Here is a 24435-nt window from a genome sequence, read left to right as displayed (position 1 = left end):
CAGTGTTTCTCCGGCGTTACAGCCACTGGCCTCAGCGCAGGCGATGCTTGTGTAGCAGGCGATAGAAGGTCGGCCGTGAAATTCCGAGCGTGCGCGCCGCCTGGCTCATGTTGTGGGTGTAGCGGCCAAGCACATCGTTCAGCGCCTGGCGCTCGGCGCGCAGGATGTAATCTTCCAGCGTCACCGGGGTGTCGAGGTGGGCGCGTACCGGCTGCAGGCCCAGGTCCGCGGCCAGGATCTGTCGCCCCTGCGCCAGGACCAGGGCGCGGAGCACGCGATGGCGCAATTCGCGCACATTGCCCGGCCAGGGATAGGCGGTCATGGCACTGATCGCATCCTCGCCGAAGTGCCGGTGATGGCGCCCGATCGACGCACCATGCTGCCTGGCGAAGTGCTCGGCCAGCAGCAACAGGTCGCCGGGGTGCTCGCGCAGATTCGGTGTATCGACCTGCTGCGCCGACAACAGGCCGAACAGCGCGCTGTCGAAGCGCTCCTGCTGCACCGCCTGCACCAGCGCCCCCTGATCCAGGGTCACGAGCGACGCACGCGGATGGGCCTGCAGGTAGCCCAACATGCGCTGCTGCGCAGCAGTTGGCAGCGCTGCGACGTTTTCCAGCAACAGGGTGGTGGCGCTCGATGCGGCCATTAGCGCGTCATCGAAAACCTCGGCACAGTCGATGTGGCGCATGGCCTGCGCGCGGCGAGCGGAATGCTGGTGAAGCAGGCGCGCCAGCAGGTGCTTGCCGCTGCCCCGCTCGCCGCGGATCAGCAGCGGAGCATCGCCACGGCTCAGGCGGTCGATCTGCTTGCGCAGGCTGCGCGCCGGGCCGCTGTTGCCGAGAAACTGCAGCGCCTGGCGCCCGCTTTTCAGGCGGCGCAAGCGCGTAGCTGCCTGCGCCTGCTGCAAGGCCTCCAGCAGGCGTGGCGTTTCCACCGGCAATGGCAGTACGGCGAACAACCATTCGCCGATCAGCTCCTGCATATCGAATGACTCGAGTCGCTGGGTATTGGCCAGCGCCACGCAAGCCAGCCCGGTTCGTTGCAGGTGTTTGCGCAGCTCATGGCCCGGGTGCTCATCGAGATGGAGCAGGAGCGCATCGCCGGCTTGGGCGGTGAAGGTTTCCGGCGTGCAACGCTGCAAGGTCCAGCCCGCCACCTGCAACGGCTGAATCAGCGGCGCGCATGCCGCGAAAGGTTCGAGCACCAGCAAACGCCGGGATACGACGGAAACAGCCTCCATACCCCATCCTTGACGCCATTATTTTGTAATTCCAATAAAAACAATACGTTGGCGCTCATAACTGTAACGCTAGCAAGAACTTTGACGCTTAATGGATCATTTCTCTATAAGCGTTGTTCCTGTGGGTTATTGCGCAGTTTTCGTGATCACGGCGATGGCACCTTGCCAACAGCACGCAGTATTGGCATAACGAGCCAATCGAATAAGAACGCTACAAGGATGTCCCCCAATGCGTCTGCTGCGTCGTACCCTGAAAATCGTCGTTGTGCTGGCCCTGATAGCTGTGGCGGTCGCGCTGTATTACGTGGCCAACCCCAACCTGCCGGTCTACCAGCAACCCAGCGAGTTGCACTACCTGTCGCAGTGGAGCGACGAGCAGCGCCAGACCTATTACTACACGCCCCAGGGCACCACGGTTAAAGGCCTGCGCTACGACTGGTTCACTGCGCTGGAAATGCCATTCGGCACGGAAAAGTTCGCCCGCCTCGACTACCTCGCCCGCTTCGGCTTCCTCACCGATCCCAGGCAACAGCCAAGCGCGCTCAACCCCGGCAACCTGCCGGTGGGCTTCACCCGCCATCAGGACAGCGAGAGCGGCGAGCACTTTCTCGATATCAGCTGCGCCGCCTGCCATACCGGCGAGCTGCGCTACAAGGGCCAGGCCGTGCGCATAGACGGCGGCGCCGCCCTGCATTCACTGGCCTCGACCGTACCCACCCTGCGCGGCGGCGGCTTCGGCCAGGCGCTGGGCATGAGCATGGCCTTCACCTACTACAACCCACTGAAATTCCGCCGTTTCGCTCAGGCAGTGCTGGGCGACCAGTACCCGCAGGGTCGCGACCGGCTGCGCGAGGATTTCAAACAGGTGCTGGACCGGCTGCTGGCCACGGCATTCAACGACTGGCATCGCGGCCTGTATCCGACCGAAGAAGGCTTCGGCCGTACCGATGCGTTCGGCCGCATCGCCAACACCGTGTTCGGCGACACCCTGGACGAGGCCAACTACCGCATCGCCAACGCCCCGGTGAGCTATCCGCATCTCTGGGACATCTGGAAGTTCGACTGGGTGCAATGGAACGGCTCGGCCATGCAGCCGATGGCACGTAACGTCGGCGAGGCTCTCGGCGTCGGCGCCAGCCTGCATCTGCTCGACGAACACGGCAAAGGCGTTATCGAAGCCGATCGCTATGCCTCCAGTGTGCGTCTGCATGATCTCTACACGCTCGAGGAAACCCTCAAGCGCCTGCAACCACCGCAATGGCCGGAGGCCATATTCGGCGCGGTGGACCTGCCCCTGGCCAGTCGCGGCAAGGCCCTCTACAGCGAGAACTGCGCCTACTGCCACGCCCCCGATCCCAAACCGCGCGACCAGCGTCTGGCGCCGTCACGCGATCCCGAGTGGCGGATGCGCGTGGTGCCGATCAGCGTCGTCGGCACCGACCCGACCACCGCCGACAACATCGCCGATCATCGTTTCGACATCAGCCGCCTGGGCTGGACCAAGGCCGAGCTGTCGCGCCTGGACGTAAAGCTGTTCGGCTCCAGTCTCGACGAGGTCGATTTCAAGAGCATCTCCAGCGCCAAGGCCCTGGCCTACATCACCGCCTACGTGGAAAACCGCGCCTACCAGGACGCCGGCATAGGCCCACGCCAGCGCCAGGAAATGGATGGCTACGGCCTGCCCATCGGCGTTCAGGAGAAACGCGGCTACAAGGCGCGCCCGCTGGACGGCATCTGGGCCACCCCGCCCTTCCTGCACAACGGCTCGGTGGCCAACCTGTTCGAACTGCTGTCCCCCGTTTACGAGCGGCAGGCCCGGTTCTGGGTAGGCAACTTCGAATACGATCCGGTAAGGGTGGGCTATCGCAGCGAGGCGTTCGAAGGCGGCTTCCTGCTCGACACCCGCGTCACCGGCAATGGCAACGGCGGCCATGAATTCCGCGATGGCTGCCGCCAGGAAGGCGTGATCGGCCGCGCCCTGTCGCCGGACGAGCGCCTGGCGCTGATCGAATACCTCAAGGTGCTCGGCAACGCCGAGCTGGAAACCCGGCTCAGCGATGTGCCGGCACGACCCTGGACACCCGGCCCGAGCTGCGAAGGCTGATTTCAACCGATATCAGGAACAAGGATTGCTACGATGTTGAAACGCTTCTGGCTCTGGCTCGGTCGCCTGCTCGGCAAACTGCTGCTTACCCTCGTCCTGGTCGGTCTGATTGGCTGGGGGCTGGGCGAGGCCTATTACGCCTGGAAATTCTCCGGTCCGGTTTCCACGGAGGAAGAAATCGCCCCGGATGAAGCCGCATTGAGCCGGCTGATCATCGAGGATGCCGTGCGCATCGTCGAGCAGCACCGTGACAACACCCGCGTGCTGCGCGATGCCCATGCCAAGGCACACGGCTGCGTCAGGGCCGAGGTGCAGGTGCTCGACACCCTGGACGAATCGCTGCGCCAGGGCGTATTCAGCGAGCCAGGGCATACCTGGCGAGCCTGGATGCGCTTATCCAACGGCAACGCCTACCCGCAGTTCGACCGTGCCCGCGATGCCCGCGGTATGGCCATCAAGCTGCTCGACGTGCCGGGCGAAAAACTGATGAAGAGCCCGGCACATGCGGGCGAGCAGGATTTCGTGATGTTCAATCACCCTGCCTTCTTCGTACGCGACGTCGCCGAATACCGCAGCAATTTCGCCGCCCAGGCCGATGGCAAGAAAGCCTTGGCGTTCTTTCCCAGCTGGGACCCACGCAGCTGGGAAATACGCCACCTGATCATCGCCCTGAAGACCCTGTCGCCGGCGCCGGAAAGCCCGGTGGCCACCACCTACAACTCCATTGCGCCGTTCAAGCTCGGCGAGCTGAACATCAAGTACCGGGTCATACCGGCTCCGCAGAACTGCCCGCCCTACGAGCTGCCGGAGCAGAACACCGACCTGCCCAATTTCCTGCGCAATGCGCTTTACCAGCAGCTGTCACTGGATCGCGCGCCCGCATGTTTCGAACTTCAGGTGCAAAAACAGAATGCGCAGTACTACATGCCCATCGAGGATCCGACCGTCGAATGGAGCGAAAAGATATCGCCCTTCGAAAGCGTCGCGCGTATTACCGTGCAGCCTCAGGACTTCGACAGTCGCGAACAAAACCTCTTCTGCGACAATTTGTCCTTCAACCCCTGGCATGCGCTGCCCGAGCATCGTCCGATCGGGGGAATAAACCGTTTGCGCAAATCGGTATATGAAGCGGTCAGCGCCTACCGCCACCAGCGTAACGCCCCAGCCCCCGCGGCACCTGAGCTGCAGCCGATTGCCGAGGAAGCGGAGGCGGAACTTTCGCAATAGAAAGTTGTACTCGCCGAGACGCCGAAAGTTTTTATTGAGGCACTTCGCACAGCAATAAAACTTTTTTCAGCGATGTGTGACTTATGGGCTCGCTGCGTTCATCAACAGCAATGTAAGGCCAAGCGCAATAACCTGCTGGCCGCAACTAATTGCTGGGATCAACTCGGAGAAACCGAACCCATGAACACACCGCTGCGTTTCAACGAAGCCTTGCTGATTGCCGATCGCGCCTTCCGCCCGTTCCAGTGCGTGGCCTGGGCTCCGCAGGACGGTACCGGCGTCGTCAGCATCAGCGTCATCGACCGCACCAACACTCGCCTGCTTGGTCGCCAGCTGTCCAGCGCGACCTACACCGACCCGCAACAGCTGGAAGCTGCGCTGCAGCGCTCCCGCGACGAACTGCGCAGCCAGGGTTTCGATCTTGCGCCGTGGAGCATGCCGGAGTAATCCCCCACGGGGCGCCGTTCGGCGCCCCTAAGTGCTTGGCAATATTCGTGGGCTTATTGTCCTTGTTGCCATGACCGCCTCAGCGCAGACTGCCTTCCATTACCCCGGAGGCTTTTATGGATGCGCTCAGAACCATCGCGTGCCTGACCTACCCCGACGTCATGAGCCTGGACGTAACCGGGCCGTTGCAGGTCTTCGCCTCTGCCAACGTCGAGCGGCAGCGCCAGGGCCTGCCGCCCTGCTATCGCATCTGCCTGTTGGCTGAAGAGTCCGGTCCGGTGAGCACCTCGGCCGGCATTCAGCTGATTGCCGACAGGGCCTGGCGCAGTGTCGATGCCAGCCAGATCGACACGCTGCTGGTGCCAGGCGGGCTGGGTGTGGACCGGCAGTGCCAGGATACGGCCCTGTTGAACTGGCTACGGGATGTCGAGCCACAGCTGCAGCGGCTCGGCTCGGTATGCTCCGGTGCACTGATCCTGGCTGCGGCCGGCTTGCTCGATGGCCGCCGCGCCACCACCCATTGGGCCGATGTGCAGTCCCTGCGTGATGGCTATTCGCAGGTCGAGGTACTGGGCGACTGCCTGCATACCTACGACCCGCACGACCACGGCGGCGCTGCGCACATTTTCACCTCGGCCGGCGTGACCGCGGGCATCGATCTGGCTCTGGCGCTGATAGAGGCCGACCTGGGACGTGCGCTGGCCCTGGCGGTCGCGCGTCGCCTGGTGATGTTTCTGCGTCGCCCCGGGGGCCAGGCGCAGTTCAGCGCCCTGCTCAGCCCGGAGCCGAGCCGGGTGCCGCGACTTGCCGCCTTGCTCGAATGGATTCCCGCGCACCTTGGTGACGACCTGTCGCTCGAGGCGCTTGCCGCCCAGGCGCACATGACCCCACGCACGCTGTCTCGGGTGTTCGTTCAGGAACTGGGCATGGGGCCGGGGCGTTACGTCGAGCGGGTGCGCCTGGAAGCAGCACGCAATCTGCTGCAGGACGCCCAAGCCTCTATCGCCACCGTGGCGCGCCTGACCGGCTTCGGCCACACGGAGAACCTGCGCCGCAGCTTTCACAAACACCTGGCCATCAGCCCGCAGGACTATCTGCAGCGTTTCGGCCAGGCACGCCAGGAGAACCTGAATGCTTGAGCTACGCCCGAACTGCGAGTGCTGCGACCGAGACCTGCCGGCGAACAGCACGGATGCATTGATCTGCTCGTTCGAGTGCACCTTCTGCCGCAGCTGCGCCGAGAACAAGCTGGCGTTGCACTGTCCCAACTGCGGCGGTGAGCTTCTGCGCAGGCCGACTCGCCCCGCACAGAAGCTCGCGCGCAACCCGGCATCCACCGTGCGAGTGGGCAGGAGTACGCCATGCTGAGTTTTCTTGGCAAATTGCGCGGCGATGGTGCGGCGCTACCGCCTCCGCCCTCGCTACGTCAGGTGCTGCTGGCCTGGCTTGGTGGATTTCTTGCCATCGCCTGCATCGCAGGTAGCGGTGATGCGCTGTCGATCAGCCTGCTGCTGGGTTCGTTCGGCGCGTCCTGCGTGCTGGTGTTCGGCTTTCCCGATCTACCTTTCTCGCAACCGCGCAACCTGGTGCTTGGGCATGTACTCAGCAGCCTGGTCGGGCTGATCTGCCTGCATCTGCTCGGCCCTGGCATCTGGTCGCTGGCTCTGGCGGTAAGCAGCGCCATCGCGCTGATGATGCTGACTCGTAGCGTGCACCCGCCGGCCGGCTCCAATCCGGTGATCATCTTTCTCGCTCAGCCGGGCTGGGGCTTCCTGCTCTTTCCCACCCTGGCCGGCGCGCTGATCCTGCTACTGGTGGCGCTGCTCTACAACAACGCCACGCGCAGTGGGCGCTACCCCAGATACTGGTAGCCAGAAACGACGAAGGGCGACCCCCTGGGTCGCCCTTCTCACCGCGCAGCCCGCATTAGTAGTATGCGTTTTCGCGATTGCTGTGGTCGGTCACGTCACGCACGCCCTTGAGCTCCGGAATACGCTCGAGCAGGGTTTTCTCGATGCCTTCCTTGAGCGTGTAGTCAGCCTGACCACAACCCTGGCAACCACCACCGAACTGCAGCACGGCAATACCTTCGTCAACCACGTCGACCAGGCTCACCTGGCCGCCGTGGCTGGCCAGACCGGGATTGATCTCGGTCTGCAGGTAATAGTTGATGCGCTCGTTCAGCGGGCTGTCCTCATTGACCATCGGCACCTTGGCGTTCGGTGCCTTGATGGTCAGCTGGCCGCCCATGCGGTCGGTGGCGTAGTCGACTACGGCGTCTTCCAGGAAAGGCTCGCTGATGCCATCGATCCAGGCGGTGAAGCTGGCCAGACCAACGGCGGTGTCTTCGGGCTTCTGTTCACCCGGCTTGCAGTAGGCGATGCAGGTTTCCGCATAAGGCGTACCTGGCTGGGTGATGAAAACGCGGATGCCGATACCCGGGGTGTCCTGCTTGCTCAGCAGCTCGGCCAGGTAATCTTCGGCAGCTTGGGTAATGGTGATGGCACTCATGGCAACTCCTCACGGTCATGCCGCGGATTGTACGCCAAGTGACGACCTGAATATAGTCCTACTAATTTACTCAGGATAACGACTGCAGCCCTTCCCGCCCTGCTCGTTGCCCGACCCAGACTTTGGCACGAACGACAAAACGCTTTTCGATCAACTCGTAGCTGCCCCAGGCCGCAACCGCAATCACCGGTATGCATGCCGCGATCACGACGGCAGGTGCGAGATCCAGACGGGTCTGCAGGTACCAGCCCAGGGACAGGACGATCACGTGCAGCAGATAGACCGAATACGAGCAGTCGCCCAGATGACTCAGTAGCCGGTTGTCCTTGAACCAGGGCTCCATGGCGATACAGGCGGCGACGATCAACGCGCTCGGCAGCCCCCAATGCAGCAGGCGCATGGAGTTGTCGAAGTGGTAAATGGTCAGCAGCGAAGCCGCGATGACCAGCAGCGGCAGCCACAAACCCTGGCGAATCCAGCCTCGCTTGTAAGCCACACCCAGGAGCATGCCGAAGATGAACTCGTAGACGATGCTGTTGCGGTAGAAGTCGCTCATCCACGGCTGGGTTGCCAGCAGGCTGAACGTGGCCAGGGCCAGGACGATGAACAGCAGGCGCAGGCGCTCGGTCACGATGAAGGCCAGGGCGAACAGCAGGTAGAAGAACATCTCGTAATTCAGCGTCCAGCCGACGTTGAGCGTCGGATAGAGGCCAAAGCCCCCGGGGTTTTCGGCCGGGATGAAAAACAGCGAGAGCAGCAAATGGTGCAGGTCGAACTCCTGCACGGGCATCACCTGATTGGCGAAGGCGATGATCAGCGCCGCGATCAACGAGTAGAGCCAATAGGCCGGGACGATGCGCAGCACGCGATTGAGCATGAAGCGCCAGGGCGTGATGGTCTTGCTCTGGGTAGAGAGATAGATCACCAGCCCGCTGATGACGAAGAAGATGTCGACGCCAACCGCCCCCCTTTCGGCGAACAGGCGACCGACGAAGCTGTCGGCCTGAAAATTGAAGAACACCTGCATGACGTGATGAAACACCACAACCCAGGCCGCCAATGCCCGTAAAGCCTGTACTGAAACCAGCATCTAACCGCCATTCCCCCTTTCGCTGAACTCGAGACCCGGCTGCCTGAATCAGGCAACCACAGGGTCCGACCGCAACGATGGGAGAAAGGTCGGCAAAAGCCAGGGGAAACGACCTGCTAGAGATTCTGGTAGCGGTTCATGTCCAGTACCCCGGCCTCCAGCGGCTGGGTTTCGCGGATGTGCTCGGCCAGATCATGGAAATAACGCCAGAACTCGGGATGGCTGCGGCGTATGCCCCAGCGCTCGACGATAGGCTCGAAGGATTGTGCGTCGCGCACACCTTCCATCTGCTTGACGAAGGCATCCACCTCCCCGGCTTTGAGGTTGAAGAGAAAGTTCGGATAGCTGCTCATCACCTCGGGATAGATTGTCAGGGTGTCCAGGCGTGGCTGATAACGCAGCTCCTCGCCCAACATGAAGGCCACATTGCTGTGCGCGCGGTTGCGCAACAGGCTGTAGATCTCCCGCGAACCGTCGCTCAGTTGCACTCGCAGCATGGTCGCTTCCGGCAGTTGATCGATCACCCGCAAACCGCCCGCCGGACGACTGGCCAGACGCGACAGCGCCTGTTCGGCATGTTGCAGCTCCTTGGGCAGACCGTCGCGATAACAGTGCGCACCAGCGCAGCGGTTGATCGGATCGGGACGTGCATTCAGCCTGTCATAGCGCTGCAGCAACTGTTCGGCGAACTGCTGCTTCGGGTCCTTGCCATTCAGCGCGATGGCGCTCGGCGAACGGTGATCGACCGAGGTGTAGTCCAGCAGCATCTTCAGCTTGCCGCTGTTCTGATACCAGTCGTCCAGGTAGGCCTCACGCGAACGAGCCGGCAGCAGGCGCAGGAAGTTCACCTCGGCGCCGTTACGGATCAGGTCGAAGTACAGGCGCGTCTGCGCCTGATGCGAGACATTGCCGAAAACGTCGAAGTTGACCACCAGCTGGTAGTAGGTGCGCTCCAGCAGCGGATAGTCCAGCCACCAGAGGGTCTGCGGTATCTCACCCAGCAGGCCTTTGCGCACCGAGGCGCTGTCATGCTGGCGGAAGATCGACAGCAGCGCGTTGTCGTTGCCGCTCCAGATATGTGTCCAGTCGGCCGGCGGCGCATCGGCGTAGGCGTCCCTGCGCAGGTTCTCGTAGTCGTTGCGCTTGTTGCGATAGTCGCGCCACAGGCCCAGCAGATCGCCGATATCGTCGAACTGGCCGGGCATGGCCAAAAGCGGCGTGGCCTCGCTTCGATAGTCGGCATCGGTGAGGTAGAGATCATGCTCCGGTGCCTGGAACAGGGCCCAGAAATTGTCGCGAATCACGTCGGTGGCGATCTGCCCACGGCACACCGGGCCACGAATGAAGGTACGCACGAAGTATTCGGCGTTATCCAGCATGAACTGATAACGCGCCTGCGCCGGAATCGCGGCGAAGGTTTCGAACGGGTTGGCCCGACGTTGCGCGCCGTAGCCCGGCACCGCGTCCAACGTCCAGTCCTCGGCGAAGAACAGCGCCTTGACCCGCGCCAGCTTGTCCTCGCCCAGCGGATAGGTGATGTGCGTCTTGTGCACGATCACACCCTGGATCGGCCACAGACGGTAGTAGAACTCGGAGCCCGGATCATCGTTCGGACGCCGCGTGGCAATCGGGTCGATGGCTTTGCCGCTGGGGGTACGCGAGCGCACCATCTGGAAGAAGTGGCCAGGCTCGCCACCCTCGAAGTGCAGATGCGCCAGGAACAGGTGCTCGTACAGCCAGCGCGAAACCAGGCTCTGCCGTGCACCGGGAGCATTGAGGAAATTCTCCCACTGCGCCACCTGACGCAACTCGACCGCGCTGGGTTTGAGCGCCTGCTCGGCGACCGGCGCCCCCTGCGCCAGCCACCGTTCCAGGGTGGCGTACTCGTCATCGTTCAGCCCGGTCACCGCGAACGGCATGCCGCCGTGGGGATTCTTCTGCGCATAGGCGGCGAACTCACCCGGCAATGGGCAGCTGTTGCTGCGGGTGATGGCTATGTCGAGGTTGTCGGGGAGCTTGGCGTTGGGCTCGAGCGGCTGGCTGCGCCCAAGCTCCAGCATGCGCCTGATCAGTGCAGCCTGGCCGTTCTCGCCAGCGAGCACCGAATGAAAGCCGCGCAGGCGCCAGGCTGCCTCGCCCTGCGCGTCCAGATACAACCGTGTGGTGGCCTGCGCCTTGCTGCGCGTGCCGTCATAGACCAGTTGTTTGCTGGCACCGCGTAGGATGCCCTCAGCGCTACCGAGATTGAGCTGGCAGGGAGCGTCGTAGCAGGTGTGGCAGGCCACGCACTTGTGGGTGAGGATGGGCTGGATGTCGTCGACGTAGGAAATCGCTTCGGCGCGGGCCATGCCTGCTGCGAAGGAAAGAAACAACAATGCAGCAGGCTTGAGCATGGCCAGATCCTTGGTTCGATGCTGACCATTCTAGCGAGACGGCGTCCGCGGCAACATGAATGAAATTCATGGAAACCGCCAGGCGCTCCAGACCCCTGCAGCTTTGATATCATCGCGGGCCTTTGTTCCCGCTTTGCTCAGGTAGTTCTCATGTCCGATCGCAGCGCCCGCCTCCAAGCCCTCCAGCAAGCCCTGAAGGAGCGCATCCTGATCCTCGACGGCGGCATGGGCACCATGATCCAGAGCTACAAGCTGGAAGAGGCCGACTACCGCGGCGAGCGCTTCGCCGACTGGCCGAGCGACGTCAAGGGCAACAACGACCTGCTGCTGCTGACCCAGCCGCAGATCATCGCCGCCATCGAGAAGGCCTATCTGGATGCCGGCGCCGACATCCTGGAAACCAACACCTTCAACGCCACCCGCGTGTCGCAGGCCGACTACGACATGGAGGAGCTGGTCTACGAGCTGAACCTGGCCGGCGCCCGTGTGGCCCGTGAAGTGGCTGACGCCAAGACCCTGGAAACCCCGGATCGACCGCGCTTCGTCGCAGGCGTTCTGGGTCCGACCAGCCGCACCTGCTCGATCTCCCCGGACGTCAACGACCCCGGTTACCGCAACGTCACCTTCGACGAGCTGGTGGAGAACTACACCGAAGCCACGCGCGGCCTGATCGAGGGCGGCGCCGACCTGATCCTGATCGAGACCATCTTCGACACCCTGAACGCCAAGGCGGCAATCTTCGCCGTGCAGCAGGTGTTCGAGGAGGACGGCGTCGAACTGCCGATCATGATCTCCGGCACCATCACCGATGCCTCCGGCCGTACCCTGTCCGGGCAGACCACCGAGGCGTTCTGGAACTCGGTGCGCCACGCCAAGCCGATTTCCGTGGGTCTGAACTGCGCCCTCGGCGCCAAGGACCTGCGCCCGTACCTGGAAGAGCTGGCCAACAAGGCCGACACCCATGTGTCCGCCCACCCCAACGCCGGCCTGCCCAATGCCTTCGGCGAATACGACGAGTCGCCCGCCGAGATGGCGGCGGTAGTCGAAGAGTTCGCCGCTTCGGGTTTCCTCAACATCATCGGCGGCTGCTGTGGCACCACTCCGGCGCATATCCAGGCGATCGCCGAGGCGGTGGCCAAGTACCCGCCGCGGGTGATCCCGGACATTCCCAAGGCCTGTCGCCTGTCGGGCCTGGAGCCCTTCACCATCGACCGCAACTCGCTGTTCGTGAACGTCGGCGAGCGCACCAACATCACCGGTTCGGCCAAGTTCGCCCGCCTGATCCGCGAGGAGAACTACACCGAGGCCCTGGAAGTCGCCCTGCAGCAGGTGGAAGCCGGCGCCCAGGTGATCGACATCAACATGGACGAAGGCATGCTGGACTCGAAAGCCGCCATGGTCAGGTTCCTCAACCTGATCGCCGGCGAGCCGGACATCTCCCGCGTGCCGATCATGATCGACTCCTCCAAGTGGGAGGTGATCGAAGCGGGCCTGAAATGCATCCAGGGCAAGGGCATCGTCAACTCCATCTCCATGAAGGAAGGCGTCGAGCAGTTCAAGCATCACGCCCGCCTGTGCAAGCGCTATGGCGCCGCCGTGGTGGTGATGGCCTTCGACGAGGTCGGCCAGGCCGACACCGCCGCGCGCAAGAAGGAAATCTGCCAGCGCAGCTACGACATTCTGGTCAACGAAGTGGGCTTCCCGCCCGAAGACATCATCTTCGACCCGAATATCTTCGCCGTGGCCACCGGCATCGAAGAGCACAACAACTATGCGGTGGACTTCATCGAAGCCTGCGCCTATATCCGTGACCAGCTGCCCTTCGCCCTATCGAGTGGTGGCGTGTCCAACGTGTCGTTCTCCTTCCGCGGCAACAACCCGGTGCGCGAAGCGATCCACTCGGTGTTCCTCTACTACGCGATCCAGAACGGCCTGACCATGGGTATCGTCAACGCCGGCCAGCTGGAGATTTACGACGAGATTCCCAAGGAGCTGCGCGACGCGGTCGAGGACGTGGTGCTCAACCGCAACGAGGGCGCCACCGAGGCGCTGCTGGCCATCGCCGACAAGTACAAGGGTGACGGCGCCGCCAAGGAAGTCGAGAACGAGGAATGGCGCTCGCTGCCGGTCGACAAGCGCCTGGAGCACGCGCTGGTCAAGGGCATCACTGCCTTTATCGTCGAAGACACCGAGGAGTGCCGCCAGCAGTGCGCGCGCCCCATCGAGGTGATCGAAGGCCCACTGATGGCCGGCATGAACGTGGTCGGCGACCTGTTCGGCTCGGGCAAGATGTTCCTGCCCCAGGTGGTCAAGTCCGCCCGGGTGATGAAGCAGGCCGTGGCGCACCTGATCCCCTTCATCGAAGCCGAGAAAGGCGACAAGCCGGAAGCCAAGGGCAAGATCCTCATGGCCACTGTCAAGGGCGACGTGCACGACATCGGCAAGAACATCGTCGGGGTGGTGCTGGGCTGTAACGGCTATGACATCGTCGATCTGGGCGTGATGGTGCCGGCGGAGAAGATCCTGCAGACCGCCCGCGACGAGAAATGCGACATCATCGGCCTGTCCGGGCTGATCACCCCGTCGCTGGACGAGATGGTCCACGTGGCCAAGGAAATGCAGCGCCAGGGCTTCACCCTGCCGCTGATGATCGGAGGCGCCACCACCTCCAAGGCGCACACGGCGGTGAAGATCGACCCGCAGTACAGCAACGACGCCGTGGTCTACGTCACCGACGCCTCGCGCGCCGTGGGGGTGGCCACCCAGCTGCTGTCCAAGGAGCTCAAGGCCGACTTCGTGCAGAAGACCCGCGAGGAATACGTGGTGGTGCGCGAGCGCACCGCCGCCCGCGCGACTCGCACCGAGCGCCTGAGCTATGCCGATGCCATCGCCAACAAGCCGGCCTTCGACTGGAACGGCTACGTCGCGCCCAAACCGGGCTTCACTGGCGCGCAGGTGCTGGACGACATAGACCTCAATGTGCTGGCCGAGTACATCGACTGGACGCCCTTCTTCATCTCCTGGGATCTGGCCGGCAAGTACCCGCGCATCCTCACCGACGAAGTGGTCGGCGAAGCCGCCACCAGCCTGTTCAACGACGCCCAGGCGATGCTGAAGAAGCTGATCGACGAGAAGCTGATCAAGGCCCGTGCCGTCTTCGGCTTCTGGCCGGCCAATCAGGTGCGTGACGACGATATCGAAGTCTACGGCGACAACGGCGAACAGCTCGCCACCCTGCACCACCTGCGTCAGCAAACCATCAAGCCCGATGGCAAGCCGAATCTGTCCCTGGCCGATTTCGTCGCGCCGAAGGACAGCGGCATTACGGATTATGTGGGAGGCTTTATCACCACCGCCGGCATCGGCGCCGAGGAAGTGGCCAAGGCCTATGAGGCCAAGGGCGACGATTACAACTCGATCATGGTCAAGGCCCTCGCCGACCGCCTGGCCGAGGCCTGCGCCGAGTGGCTGCACGAGCGGGTGCGCAAGGAGTACTGGGGCTACGCGGCGGACGAGCAACTGGACAACGAGGCGCTGATCCGCGAGCAGTACAAGGGCATCCGCCCTGCCCCTGGCTACCCGGCCTGCCCGGATCACAGCGAAAAGGCCACTTTGTTTAGGCTGCTCGACCCCGAAGCCGACTACAACAAGGCCGGCCGCAGCGGCGTGTTCCTCACCGAGCACTACGCCATGTTCCCGGCCGCCGCCGTATCCGGCTGGTACTTCGCTCACCCCGAGGCGCAGTACTTCGCCGTGGGCAAGGTCGACAAGGATCAGATCGAGCAGTACAGCAAGCGCAAGGGTCAGGACATCGCCGTCAGCGAACGCTGGCTGGCGCCGAACCTCGGCTACGACGACTGATGCAAACGAGCCCGCGAAAGCGGTAATGCTGCTCACTTAAGAAATGGTCGAGCTCGATCAGTCCCCTCGCCCCTCCGGGGAGAGGGTTAGGGAGAGGGGGAAGACTGGCGGTTTTGCGGTGTCTTCTGCCCTCTCCCCCAGCCCCTCTCCCATAAATGGGAGAGGGGAGCCAAACGTGTGCAACCTTAATTGAACAGCATTACCGCGAAAGCGGGCTCTTTTCATTCGAAGGGAGACGACTCGCGCCGATCATCGAAAAACACGAACTCCGCTGCATGAACACGCCTCCAACTCATGTCGAGCCAATTGGCTCATTCGACGGAGCGATGACATGTACAAGCACAGCCTTGCAGTACTGGCCGTAGCGGCCGTGATGACCGGTTGCTCGACCATCGAGAACCCGGTCGATTACGTGACCTTTCGCAACGAACCTCTGGTCAAGCAGGTCGACCACGGCATGACCAGGGAACAGGTACGCACCCTCGGCGGCCCGCCCTCCTCAGAGGCCGAGCACAGTCTCAGCGGCAGCACCTGCAACAACTATGTACTCAACGTCGACGGGCACGAACAGCCCTACTACGTGAATTTCGACGTCAACGGCCGTGTCGACAGCAAGGGCTTCATGACCTGCGCGCAGTATTTCGAAAACAGACGCCGCATTTGAAAGACCCCTTCCCCGCTGCCGAAGGCAGCGGGGAAGGGTTTGAGCACGCGCTTAGAAAATCAGCTTGAACAGACCGATCACCACGATCAGGCCGATAATGAAGATGATGCCAACGGTGCTGCCGAGAAATTTCAACATGCTGATGCTCCCTCTATGGTTTCGGATTCATCAGTTGTGACCCTGCCTCGGCGGCCAGGGTTTAGCCTTTTTCTTGAGTGCCTTGCCACGGGGCGCGCCGAGCACGCATCAGGCGCCCGGGCGGCGAACGACCCTGATGCTGTACTCCATCTGCGGCTTACGCGTCATGCTCACGGCACGCCGGGTGACGGTATCCAGGGTGATGTTCCAGAAGCCGCTGGAGGGTACGCGAATCTTCGCCGGGAACTTGATGAAGGCGCCGCCGTGGTAACTGTGCCGACCACGGTTCCTGAAGGCGCGAAAGTTGGCATCGTTCATCAGGCGGATGTTGCAGGGTTGCGAACACTGGATGACCACCAGATCGCCCTCTTCCAGATGCTCGCGTTGATGGATGAATTTCATCGTATTCGGACTCGGTGGTGAAACGGGGGCGCAATAGTGCCGCAAGCGGCGCGGCATCGCCAGCGCAGCTGACGACTCGCTTGCGCCCAAAGCACGCGCTACCTAGCATGCGCGGCCAACACAGAGACGCGCCGTTTTCATGAAAGTCCTGCTCGACCGTATTCCCATTCTGATTGCCCTGCTCAAGCGCTATCCCGGCCTGGTCGCGCTGTTCGGCTTCTGCTCGGGCGTGGCCAGCTTCCTGCTAGTCGACCGCCAGGCGCATCTGGCCAAGGTCTTGGGCGTGGTGCTGGTGGTCAGCTGGGTCTGGCTGATCCTGGAAAACCTGCTGCTCGAGCGCATTGCCCAGCGCTTCGGCTTCGAGCTGCCGCTGCCATTGCTGCGCTACGGCACGCAGATGATCCATCAGGAGAGCCTGTTCTTCGTCCTGCCGTTCTTCTTCATCACTACCACCTGGAACAGTGGGCAATTGCTGTTCAGTGGCCTGCTGGCGATCGCTGCGCTGGCCTCGATCACCGATCCGATCTACTACCGATGGCTGGCGCCCAGGCGCTGGCTGCTGCTGATCTTTCACAGTCTGACGCTGTTCGCGGTGATGCTCACCGCGCTGCCGATCATCTTCCACCTCAGCACGCCACAGAGCTACCGCATCGCCCTGCTGGTCGCCACGCTGCTGGCGCTGCCGAGCCTGCCGGGGCTGATCGGTGGTGCCGGCTGGCGTCGCATCCTGCTGCTGGCCGCCCTGCCCCTGGCAATGGCCGGCGCCGGGTGGTTGGCACGGGTGTGGGTGCCGCCGGCCACACTGTGGCTGACCGAGGTGGCGATCAGCGATCGCTTCGATGGCGCGCAGCGTGCCCCGGGCCTCAGTCTGGCGCGCATCACGCCGCAGCAGATGCATGACGATGGGCTCTACGCCTATACCTCGATCAATGCCCCGCGCGGCCTCGACGAGCGCATCTATCACGTCTGGCAGCACAACGGCCGGGAAGTCGATCGCATCGCCCTGGACATCAGCGGCGGGCGCAAGGAGGGCTATCGCGCCTGGACGCACAAGCTCAACTTCCCCGCCTCACCCGAGGGCCGCTGGCAGGTGCGAGTCGTCACCGAGGCCGGACAGATGATCGGTGTGCTGCGCTTCGACGTGGTCGACGCCCAGGCCAAGTGATAGCATGCGCGCCCCATGCAGCTCACCGAACTCAGCCAACGCCTCGCCGACCTCGGCGCCAAACCCCAGCATATCGGGCGCATTACCCGTGCCTGGCTGCAGGGCAAGGCGCTGGACACCGGTACCAAGCACCAGAAGACCGAGAATTTCCTGCCGCTTACGGTGCGTGAGGGGCTGCCGGCCATCGCCGCCAGCCTCGAGCAGTTGGCCCGGGTCAGCGCCGAGCACCCGGGCGCGGACGGCTCCTCGCGCCTGCTGGTGGAGCTGGCCGACCGACAGATGGTCGAGAGCGTCCTGTTGCCGCGCGACGGCCTGTGCATCTCCAGTCAGGTCGGTTGTGCGGTCGGCTGCACCTTCTGCATGACCGGCAAGAGCGGCCTGCTGCGCCAACTCAGCAGCGCCGAGATGGTCGCGCAGGTGGTACTGGGCCGTCGCCGGCGCGCGGTGAAGAAAGTGGTGTTCATGGGCATGGGCGAGCCGGCGCACAACCTCGATAACGTGCTGGAGGCCATCGACCTGCTCGGAACAGAAGGCGGCATCGGTCACCGCAACCTGGTCTTCTCCACGGTTGGCGACCCACGCGTGTTCGAACGCCTGCCCAAACAGCGCGTGCGCCCTGCCCTGGCCCTGTCGCTGCACACCACCGATGCCGAGCTGCGCCAGCGCCTGCTACCGCGAGCGCCGCGCATCGACCCCGAGCAGTTGATGGAACTGGGCGAGGCCTATGCCCGCAGCATCGACTACCCGATCCAGTACCAGTGGACGCTGCTCAAGGGCATCAACGACAGCCAGGAGGAGATGGACAACATCCTGCGCCTGTTCAAGGGCAAGTTCGCCGTGCTCAACCTGATCCCTTACAACAGCCTGAAAGCCGATGACTACCAGCGCCCCGACGGCGAGCGCATCGTGCAGATGGTGCGCTACCTGCATAGCCGCGGCGTGCTGACCAAGGTGCGCAACTCCGCCGGCCAGGATGTGGATGGCGGTTGCGGCCAGTTGCGTGCGCGGGCAGTGGATGTGGTCAATACCAGCCGCCTCCAGGGAAATCGCGGCAAAGGCTCAAGAATCGTCACTGCAGACCGATAAGAAGCTTACGGATCAATGCCTGGCAAGCAGAATGCCAGCACTGTACTAGGTTTGTAATGAACCGCATTGCATGGATGCAGCCCTGTCGTATTTGCGCCCTGGAGCCCCATTCATGAAAATCGCCCACAAGGTCGGTATCGCCGCCGCTACCGTGCTTTTTCTCACCATAAGCCTGCTGTCGCTGCTGCAGGTCAGCCAGGTGCGGGAGACGCTGCGCAGCCAGGTCGAATCGAGCATTGCCGAGTCGAGCAATGCCCTGGCCCGTCAGATCGAGAACTGGCTCAACGCCAAGCTACGCCTGATCGACCTTATGGCGCAGACCATAGATAGCAACTACAGCACGGATGAAATTCAGCGGATTTTCAACGCACCTTTGTTGAAGAACGAGTTCATCCTGGTCTTCGGTGCCCTGGAAGCTGACGGCAAACCGATCAAGAACAGCGACGAATGGAAACCGAGCGCAGACTGGGACGGGCGCAAACGACCCTGGTATGCCACAGGCAAGGCTGGCAGCCAGGCCGTGCTGACCGAGCCCTATGTCGATTCCACCACCAATGAAATCCTCATTTCCGCGGTCGCCCGAATCACCGATGCAGGCCAGTTTCTCGGTGCATTCGGTGGCGACATCCGCCTGCAGTCGGTAGCCGACGCGGTCAACACCCTGGACTTCAACGGCGCTGGTTACGCCTTCCTGCTCAGCCGCTCGGGCAACATCATTTCCCACCCCAACGCCGACTACAACGGCAAGTCCTACAGCGAACTGTTCGACGGCCAGAGCCCGGCGCTGGGCAAGGAGCTGCGCGAAGTCGCCGCCGGCGGCAAGAACCTGCTGATCTCCTTCACCCCCCTGCCGAACCTGCGCGGCATGGACTGGTACATCGGCGTGGTGCTGGACGAGAGCGTGGTCATGGCCGAGGCCAACCGCCTGACCTGGCTGGCAGTTGTCGGCACCGTGGTCGGCGTGGCCATCAGCCTGCTGGTACTGGGCCTGCTGATGAACAGCCTGCTCAAGCCGCTGGGCCTGCTCAACAGCTCGCTGCGCGAGATCAACAGCGGTGAAGGCGACCTGACCCGCCGCCTGGCGATCACCAGCAACGACGAGATTGGCGAGCTGTCGCAGGAGTTCAACCGCTTCCTGCAGACCCTGCAGACCCTGATCGGCGATGTCATGGGCAGCTCTCATCAGGTCCGCGAAAGCACCGCCCTGACCTCCAACGAGTCGGAGCAGGCTGCTCGCCGTCTGCAGGAGCAGCTGCAGGAGCTGGACCAGCTCGCCACCGCCATGCAGGAAATGGCCTCCACCGCCGAGGAAGTGGCGCGCAACGCCCAGGCCGCGGCCCAGGCGGCCGTTGCCGCCAACGAGGAAACCGAGAACGGCGTGCGCGTGGTATCGCAGTCGAGTTCGGCGATTCGCCACCTGGCCGACGAGATGGACGAAACCAGCCACGCCATCAACGAGCTGGCCAAGCTCAGCCACAACATCGAGTCGATCCTGCAGGTGATCACCAGCATTGCCGAGCAGACCAATCTGCTGGCGCTCAATGCCGCCATCGAAGCCGCTCGTGCCGGCGAGTCCGGTCGCGGCTTCGCCGTGGTCGCCGATGAAGTCCGCTCGCTGGCTTCGCGCACGCAGCAGGCTACCCAGGAAATTCGCCAGATGATCGATCAGCTGCAAGGCGGCGTGCGTCAGGCCGAAAGCCGCATGCAACAGAGCCGCGACACGGCCAGCAAGACTGCCGAAGAGGCCAGCGCGGCCAACGACATGCTTGGCCGTATCCGCGAAGCGATCACCCGCATCAACGACATGAACCTGCAGATCGCCACCGCCGCCGAGGAGCAGAGCGCCACCACCGAGGAGATCAACCGCAACACCACCAACATCCGCGACATCAGCCATGAACTGGCTGGCGGTGCCGAACAGCAGGTGCAGCAGTGCGCCTCGATGGTGGAGCAGGTCGGTCAGCAGGATCGCCTGCTGGGCCGCTTCAAGGTCTGAACCACGCGCAGCCAATCCGCACGCGCGAAAAGCCCCGGCATGCCGTAATGCTGTTCACTTAAGGTTGCAAGCGTGTGGCTCCCCTCTCCCATTTATGGGAGAGGGGCTGGGGGAGAGGGCTGAGCACACCACAAACTGCCGGTTTTCCCCTCTCCGAACGCGGCCCGCCCTAACCCTCTTCCCAAAGGGGCGAGGGGACTAATCGCGTACGACCATTTCTTATGTGAACAGCATTACCGGCATGCCGGGGCTCTTTAATCGTAGCGATCAGACGCCGCTCTTGACCTTGCTCCAGATGCGCGTGCGTACCCGGTCTATCTGCAGCGGCATGGCCTCCAGCGTGTAGAGCTTGTCCATCACCCTATCAGGTGGATAGACGGTCGGGTCCGCCTTGAGCGCGGGCTCGACCAGGCTGTCGGCCTTGGCGTTGCCGTTGGCGTACTTCACATGGTTGCTGATGGCCGCCATCACCTCGGGCTGCAGCAGGTAGTTCATGAAGGCATAAGCGCCCTCCTCGTTACCCGCATCGGCCGGCATGGCCACCATGTCGAACCAGATCGGCGCGCCTTCCCTGGGAATCTCGTACTGAATCTTCACCCCGTTGCCCGCCTCGGCGGCGCGGGCGCCAGCCTGCATGATGTCGCCGGAGAACCCTACCGCCATGCAGATCTCGCCGTTGGCCAGGTCACCCACGTATTTGGACGAGTGGAAATAGCGCACGTTCTTGCGCATCTCCATCAATAGCGCTTCGGCGCGCCGATAATCCTCGGGATTCTTGCTATGGTGCGGCAGCCCCAGATGATGCAGGGCTATGGGCAGCATTTCCGGGCCGTTGTCGAGGATCGCCACGCCGCACTGGTTTAGCTTGGCCAGCGTGGCCGGGTCGAACAGCACGTCCCAGCTGTCCATCTTCGCATCATCACCCAGCACCGCACGTACCTTGTCGACGTTGTAGCCGATACCGGTGCTGCCCCACAGGTAAGGGAAGCCGTGCTCGTTGCCCGGATCATTGACTTCCAGCGCCTTCATCAGCACCGGGTTGAGGTTGTTCCAGTTCGGCAGCCTGCTACGGTCGAGCTTCTTCAGCGCACCACCCTGAATCTGCCGGGCCATGAAGTGGTTGGAGGGGAACACCACGTCGTAGCCGGAGCGACCGGCCATGAGCTTGGCGTCCAGCGTCTCGTTGCTGTCATAGACGTCGTAATGGGTGCCCAGACCGCTGCTCTTTTCGAACCGTTTGAGGGTGTCCGGGGCGATGTAGTCGGTCCAGTTGTAGATGCGCACGCTGTCAGCGGCATGGGCGGTGCCGGCCAGGATCAGGCACGGCAGGAGTTTCTTCAGCATGGAATACCTCATGAGTTGTTGTTTTAGGCAGTACTGAAAAGGCGCCGAGTCAGAAGATCAGCACATAGGTCTTGCGCACCGTTTCTTGTATGTCCCAGATGCCAAGGGTATTGGCCGGCATCATCAGGGCGTCGCCGGCGCGAATCTCGATGGGCTCACCGTCGTCAGGCGTGAAGGTGCAGCGCCCGGCCACGAAGTGACAGAACTCCTGCTGCACGATCTGCCGACGCCAACGCCCTGGGGTGCACTCCCAGACACCGGTCTCGACGCCGTCACTGCGCTCGACACTGATGGTCGAGGTAACCGCCACCGGCTCGCTCAGGGGCGCGGCAACCGGATTGGACTCGTCCAGGCAGACGCTGGGTGTGTTACGAAAGTGGGTGATATTCATGGGGACTCCAGATAAAGGAACGGCTGGCATTCGCTCAGCCCATCAGGCTTTCCATACGCGCCGCCAGCGCCTGCGCCAGACGTCGGCGCCAGGCAGGGCTGCGCGGGTTGGCGAGTACTTCGTCCTCGTGGACGAAGCTGCGGATGATCGCGTTGTAACCGAGCCAGCGGCACGGCTCGGGCTCCCAGCGGCGCAGGCGGGAGATGGGGCTGTCACTCAGCACCCAGGGCTGGCGCAGCAGTTCGCTGTCGCGGCCCAGAATCAGATCGGCCAGGGTGCGTCCGCCGAGGTTGCTGGCACCGACGCCCTCGCCGCCATAGCCGCCGGACAAGGCGATGCGATTGCGCGAGTCGCGCAGCATGTGCGGCTGGAAGCACCGTGCCATGCCCAGGTTGCCCCCCCAGGAGTGGCTGAAGCGCACATTGCGCAGTTGCGGGAAGATTTCCCCCATCAAATAGCGGCGTAGGCCCAGTTCTTCTTCGGTGAGGTTGAAATCGCTGCGCAGCCGGCCGCCAAAGCGATAACCGCCGCGTGCGCCGAAGATCAGACGATCATCGCGGCTGCGCTGGCCGTAGGTGACCTGCCGGCTGAATTCACTGAACGCCTGCCCACGCTCCAGGCCGATACCGGCCCAGATGTCCGTCGGCAGCGGCTCGGTGGCCACGATCAGGCTCTGCACCGGCAATTGGTAATGGCCCAGCGGCGACAAGGTGGCCGCATATCCCTCGATGGCCGGCACCACCCAATCAGCCGTGACGCGAGCCTGTGCCGTGCGCACCTGGCCTGGCTGCCAGTCGATCACCGGGCTGAGCTCGTAGAGCTCGACGCCCATATCTTCGACGCTACGCGCCAGACCCCGCACCAGCCTGGCAGGCTGAATGGTCGCGCAATGCGGGCTGTACAGCGCGCCATAGGCATTGGTGACACGCAGTTGCGCGGCCAGCTCGCTCGGTGACAGCCAGCGGTAATCGTCTTCACCGAGGCCCAGCTCACGCAAGTGCTCCAGGTAATCGCGCAGGCGCACTTCCTGCTCCGGATAGCGCGCGGCGCAATACAGCACGCCACCCTTGCGCAGGTCGCAGTCGATGCCTTCGCGGGCCACCACCTCGGCCACTTCGTCGGGAATAGCGTGCAGCAGATCGAAGGACGCCTTGCGTTCGTTCGCCGGCAAGCTGGCCATCAAGCGGTCTTCGCCAAGCAGGTTACCCATCAGCCAGCCGCCATTGCGGCCGGAGGCTCCAAAACCGGCGGTCTCGGCCTCCACGATCACCACCCGCAGTTGCGGCGCCTGGCGCTTGAGGTAATAGGCCGTCCACAAGCCGGTATAACCGGCGCCGATGATGGCTACGTCCGCCTGAATATCGTGCTGCAGGCTGGGCCGCGCCTGCAGTGGATCATCGAGCTGATCCATCCACAGACTGATGTTGCGCCAGTTCATCCACGCCTCCGTCATCGATTGATGACGCAAGGCTAGTAGCGCCGATCAGGCGCTGTCTTGCGTGCGTGCCCGCGAGGAAATTTCCCTGAGATAAGCCTTCGGCGACAGCCCGGTGTGGCGCTTGAAACAGTTGTAGAAGGCCGACAGCGAGTTGAAGCCGGCGGCGAAGGCCAGCTCGTCGATACGTTTCAGGTCGCTACCCGTCTGCAGGCCGTCGAGCAGGTACTGCAGGCGAGCGCGATTGACGTAGCGATAGAAACTCTCGCCCAACACCTGGTTGAGCAGATGGGAAATCTGGTTGCGGCTATAACCCGTGGCCGCCGCCACCTGCTGCAGGTCCAGCTCCGGGTCGAGAAATGGCCGGCTGCGCTGGAAATAATCCTGAAGGTCCTGCGCCAGTTGCCCGAGCTGACGCGTCGACAGCCCCAGACGGCTGATCGCCGGTCGCATACGGGCCGCCTCGCCGGACCGGCGCGCCTCATGCACCAGGGTGGCGTACTCGTTGATGCGCCAGATCAGCCCATCCCGCACGGTGATGGCCTCGCCGGTGCGAAACGACACCAGCCCTTCCCCGCCCTGCAGGCTGGTGCAGTACTGGATGAAGGCGGTGTGACCGTCGATGCGGATACGGTCGACATGCTCCAGCAACTCGCCCGGGCGGCGCGGCAGGTTCGCCTCGACGTACTCGCGCAGCTCGGCCAGACGCATGCAGCGCTGCTGATAGAAGTCGTTGTACTCGATGTCCGGGTGATACAGCGCCAGCACCGCTTCGAGGTCGCGGTGTTTCCAGCTCAGGTGATAGCGCAGGATGGTGTCGCGGGTGCGCTCGGTCTGCGCGGTATCGTCGGCAAAGAAGTCGTCAGGCATGGTCGGCGTCGGTGGTCAGCGCCAGGCAGATTGCCTGATTCGCCGAAGCCAGCCTAGCCCCTCACGCTGCC

21 protein-coding genes are annotated in these 24435 nt (G+C 63.2%); 11 read left to right on the top strand and 10 right to left on the bottom strand.

All coding sequences use genetic code 11. The features are described from left to right. Positions 1-31: 31 nt before the first annotated feature. Entirely contained in the window at positions 32-1240 is a 1209-nt protein-coding gene (locus tag BLS61_RS18910) for a sigma-54-dependent transcriptional regulator (RefSeq protein WP_244157979.1), read from the bottom strand. A 229-nt stretch (positions 1241-1469) separates the two neighbouring features. Between BLS61_RS18910 and BLS61_RS18905 the strand changes: the two genes are divergently transcribed. The 6 genes from BLS61_RS18905 to BLS61_RS18880 all read left to right on the top strand — a co-directional run bounded on the left by BLS61_RS18905 (position 1470) and on the right by BLS61_RS18880 (position 6889). Then, positions 1470-3344, top strand: coding sequence for a c-type cytochrome (locus tag BLS61_RS18905; RefSeq protein WP_090433451.1), 1875 nt, complete (start codon positions 1470-1472; stop codon positions 3342-3344). 33 nt (positions 3345-3377) lie between these two features. After that, the gene (locus tag BLS61_RS18900) at positions 3378-4571 is read left to right on the top strand and encodes a catalase family protein (protein ID WP_090433449.1); all 1194 of its coding nucleotides are present in this window, start codon (positions 3378-3380) and stop codon (positions 4569-4571) included. Between the two features lie 180 nt (positions 4572-4751). Next, a complete protein-coding gene (locus BLS61_RS18895) occupies positions 4752-5018 on the top strand; it encodes a hypothetical protein (protein ID WP_090433447.1) in 267 nt (88 codons plus the stop codon). 116 nt (positions 5019-5134) lie between these two features. Then, the gene (locus tag BLS61_RS18890) at positions 5135-6157 is read left to right on the top strand and encodes a GlxA family transcriptional regulator (RefSeq protein WP_090433445.1); all 1023 of its coding nucleotides are present in this window, start codon (positions 5135-5137) and stop codon (positions 6155-6157) included. Further along, entirely contained in the window at positions 6150-6386 is a 237-nt protein-coding gene (locus BLS61_RS18885) for a DUF1272 domain-containing protein (RefSeq protein WP_090433443.1), read from the top strand. The genes BLS61_RS18890 and BLS61_RS18885 overlap by 8 nt, the downstream gene beginning before the upstream one ends. Beyond that, on the top strand, positions 6380-6889 hold the full coding sequence (locus tag BLS61_RS18880; protein ID WP_090433441.1) for an HPP family protein: 510 nt from the start codon (positions 6380-6382) through the stop codon (positions 6887-6889). Before BLS61_RS18885 ends, BLS61_RS18880 begins: the two co-directional genes overlap by 7 nt. A 55-nt stretch (positions 6890-6944) precedes the next feature. On the opposite strand, the gene nfuA is transcribed toward BLS61_RS18880, so the two are convergent. The 3 genes from nfuA to BLS61_RS18865 form a co-directional block, all read right to left on the bottom strand. Further along, positions 6945-7529, bottom strand: coding sequence for a Fe-S biogenesis protein NfuA (gene nfuA / locus BLS61_RS18875; protein ID WP_017360966.1), 585 nt, complete (start codon positions 7527-7529; stop codon positions 6945-6947). A 70-nt stretch (positions 7530-7599) separates the two neighbouring features. Next, entirely contained in the window at positions 7600-8619 is a 1020-nt protein-coding gene (locus BLS61_RS18870) for an acyltransferase family protein (protein ID WP_090433439.1), read from the bottom strand. Positions 8620-8735: 116 nt separating this feature from the next. Then, entirely contained in the window at positions 8736-11012 is a 2277-nt protein-coding gene (locus BLS61_RS18865) for a fatty acid cis/trans isomerase (RefSeq protein WP_090433438.1), read from the bottom strand. A gap of 150 nt (positions 11013-11162) precedes the next feature. On the opposite strand from BLS61_RS18865, the gene metH reads away from it, so the two are divergent. Both metH and osmE read left to right on the top strand, forming a co-directional pair. Continuing rightward, positions 11163-14873: a methionine synthase gene (gene metH, locus BLS61_RS18860; protein ID WP_090433436.1), complete on the top strand. Its 3711-nt coding sequence runs from the start codon at positions 11163-11165 to the stop codon at positions 14871-14873. A 331-nt stretch (positions 14874-15204) separates the two neighbouring features. Next, positions 15205-15537, top strand: a complete 333-nt coding sequence (gene osmE / locus BLS61_RS18855; RefSeq protein ID WP_090433434.1) for an osmotically-inducible lipoprotein OsmE — start codon at positions 15205-15207, stop codon at positions 15535-15537. A 51-nt stretch (positions 15538-15588) separates the two neighbouring features. Here the strand turns inward: osmE and BLS61_RS24135 are convergent, their stop codons facing one another. Then, entirely contained in the window at positions 15589-15675 is an 87-nt protein-coding gene (locus BLS61_RS24135) for a small membrane protein YohP (protein WP_446682021.1), read from the bottom strand. A 108-nt stretch (positions 15676-15783) separates the two neighbouring features. Then, entirely contained in the window at positions 15784-16077 is a 294-nt protein-coding gene (locus BLS61_RS18850) for a DUF1883 domain-containing protein (RefSeq protein WP_090433432.1), read from the bottom strand. A gap of 139 nt (positions 16078-16216) precedes the next feature. Here BLS61_RS18850 and BLS61_RS18845 point away from each other — a divergent pair, with 139 nt between their 5' ends. From BLS61_RS18845 to BLS61_RS18835, 3 genes are all read left to right on the top strand, one after another. Further along, positions 16217-17242, top strand: coding sequence for a DUF5924 family protein (locus BLS61_RS18845; RefSeq protein ID WP_090433430.1), 1026 nt, complete (start codon positions 16217-16219; stop codon positions 17240-17242). Between the two features lie 15 nt (positions 17243-17257). Beyond that, the gene (locus tag BLS61_RS18840) at positions 17258-18328 is read left to right on the top strand and encodes an RNA methyltransferase (protein WP_090433428.1); all 1071 of its coding nucleotides are present in this window, start codon (positions 17258-17260) and stop codon (positions 18326-18328) included. 112 nt (positions 18329-18440) lie between these two features. Beyond that, on the top strand, positions 18441-20324 hold the full coding sequence (locus BLS61_RS18835; protein ID WP_090433426.1) for a methyl-accepting chemotaxis protein: 1884 nt from the start codon (positions 18441-18443) through the stop codon (positions 20322-20324). Positions 20325-20591: 267 nt separating this feature from the next. Here the strand turns inward: BLS61_RS18835 and BLS61_RS18830 are convergent, their stop codons facing one another. The 4 genes from BLS61_RS18830 to BLS61_RS18815 are packed head-to-tail and all read right to left on the bottom strand — an operon-like array spanning position 20592 to position 24364. Then, positions 20592-21668, bottom strand: coding sequence for a polyamine ABC transporter substrate-binding protein (locus tag BLS61_RS18830; protein WP_090433423.1), 1077 nt, complete (start codon positions 21666-21668; stop codon positions 20592-20594). Positions 21669-21717: 49 nt separating this feature from the next. Continuing rightward, positions 21718-22059, bottom strand: a complete 342-nt coding sequence (locus BLS61_RS18825) for a cupin domain-containing protein (RefSeq protein ID WP_090433422.1) — start codon at positions 22057-22059, stop codon at positions 21718-21720. A 34-nt stretch (positions 22060-22093) separates the two neighbouring features. Beyond that, entirely contained in the window at positions 22094-23497 is a 1404-nt protein-coding gene (locus BLS61_RS18820; protein ID WP_090433420.1) for an NAD(P)/FAD-dependent oxidoreductase, read from the bottom strand. 45 nt (positions 23498-23542) lie between these two features. Next, positions 23543-24364 carry a helix-turn-helix domain-containing protein gene (locus BLS61_RS18815; protein WP_090433418.1) on the bottom strand — a complete coding sequence of 274 codons (822 nt, stop codon included), beginning with the start codon at positions 24362-24364 and terminating at the stop codon, positions 23543-23545. Positions 24365-24435: the final 71 nt, after the last annotated feature.

This window comes from Ectopseudomonas guguanensis (assembly GCF_900104265.1).
Taxonomy (GTDB): domain Bacteria; phylum Pseudomonadota; class Gammaproteobacteria; order Pseudomonadales; family Pseudomonadaceae; genus Aquipseudomonas; species Aquipseudomonas guguanensis.
The sequence above is the reverse complement of the archived record's forward strand: the minus strand, read 5'-3'. Positions and strand labels throughout refer to the sequence as shown.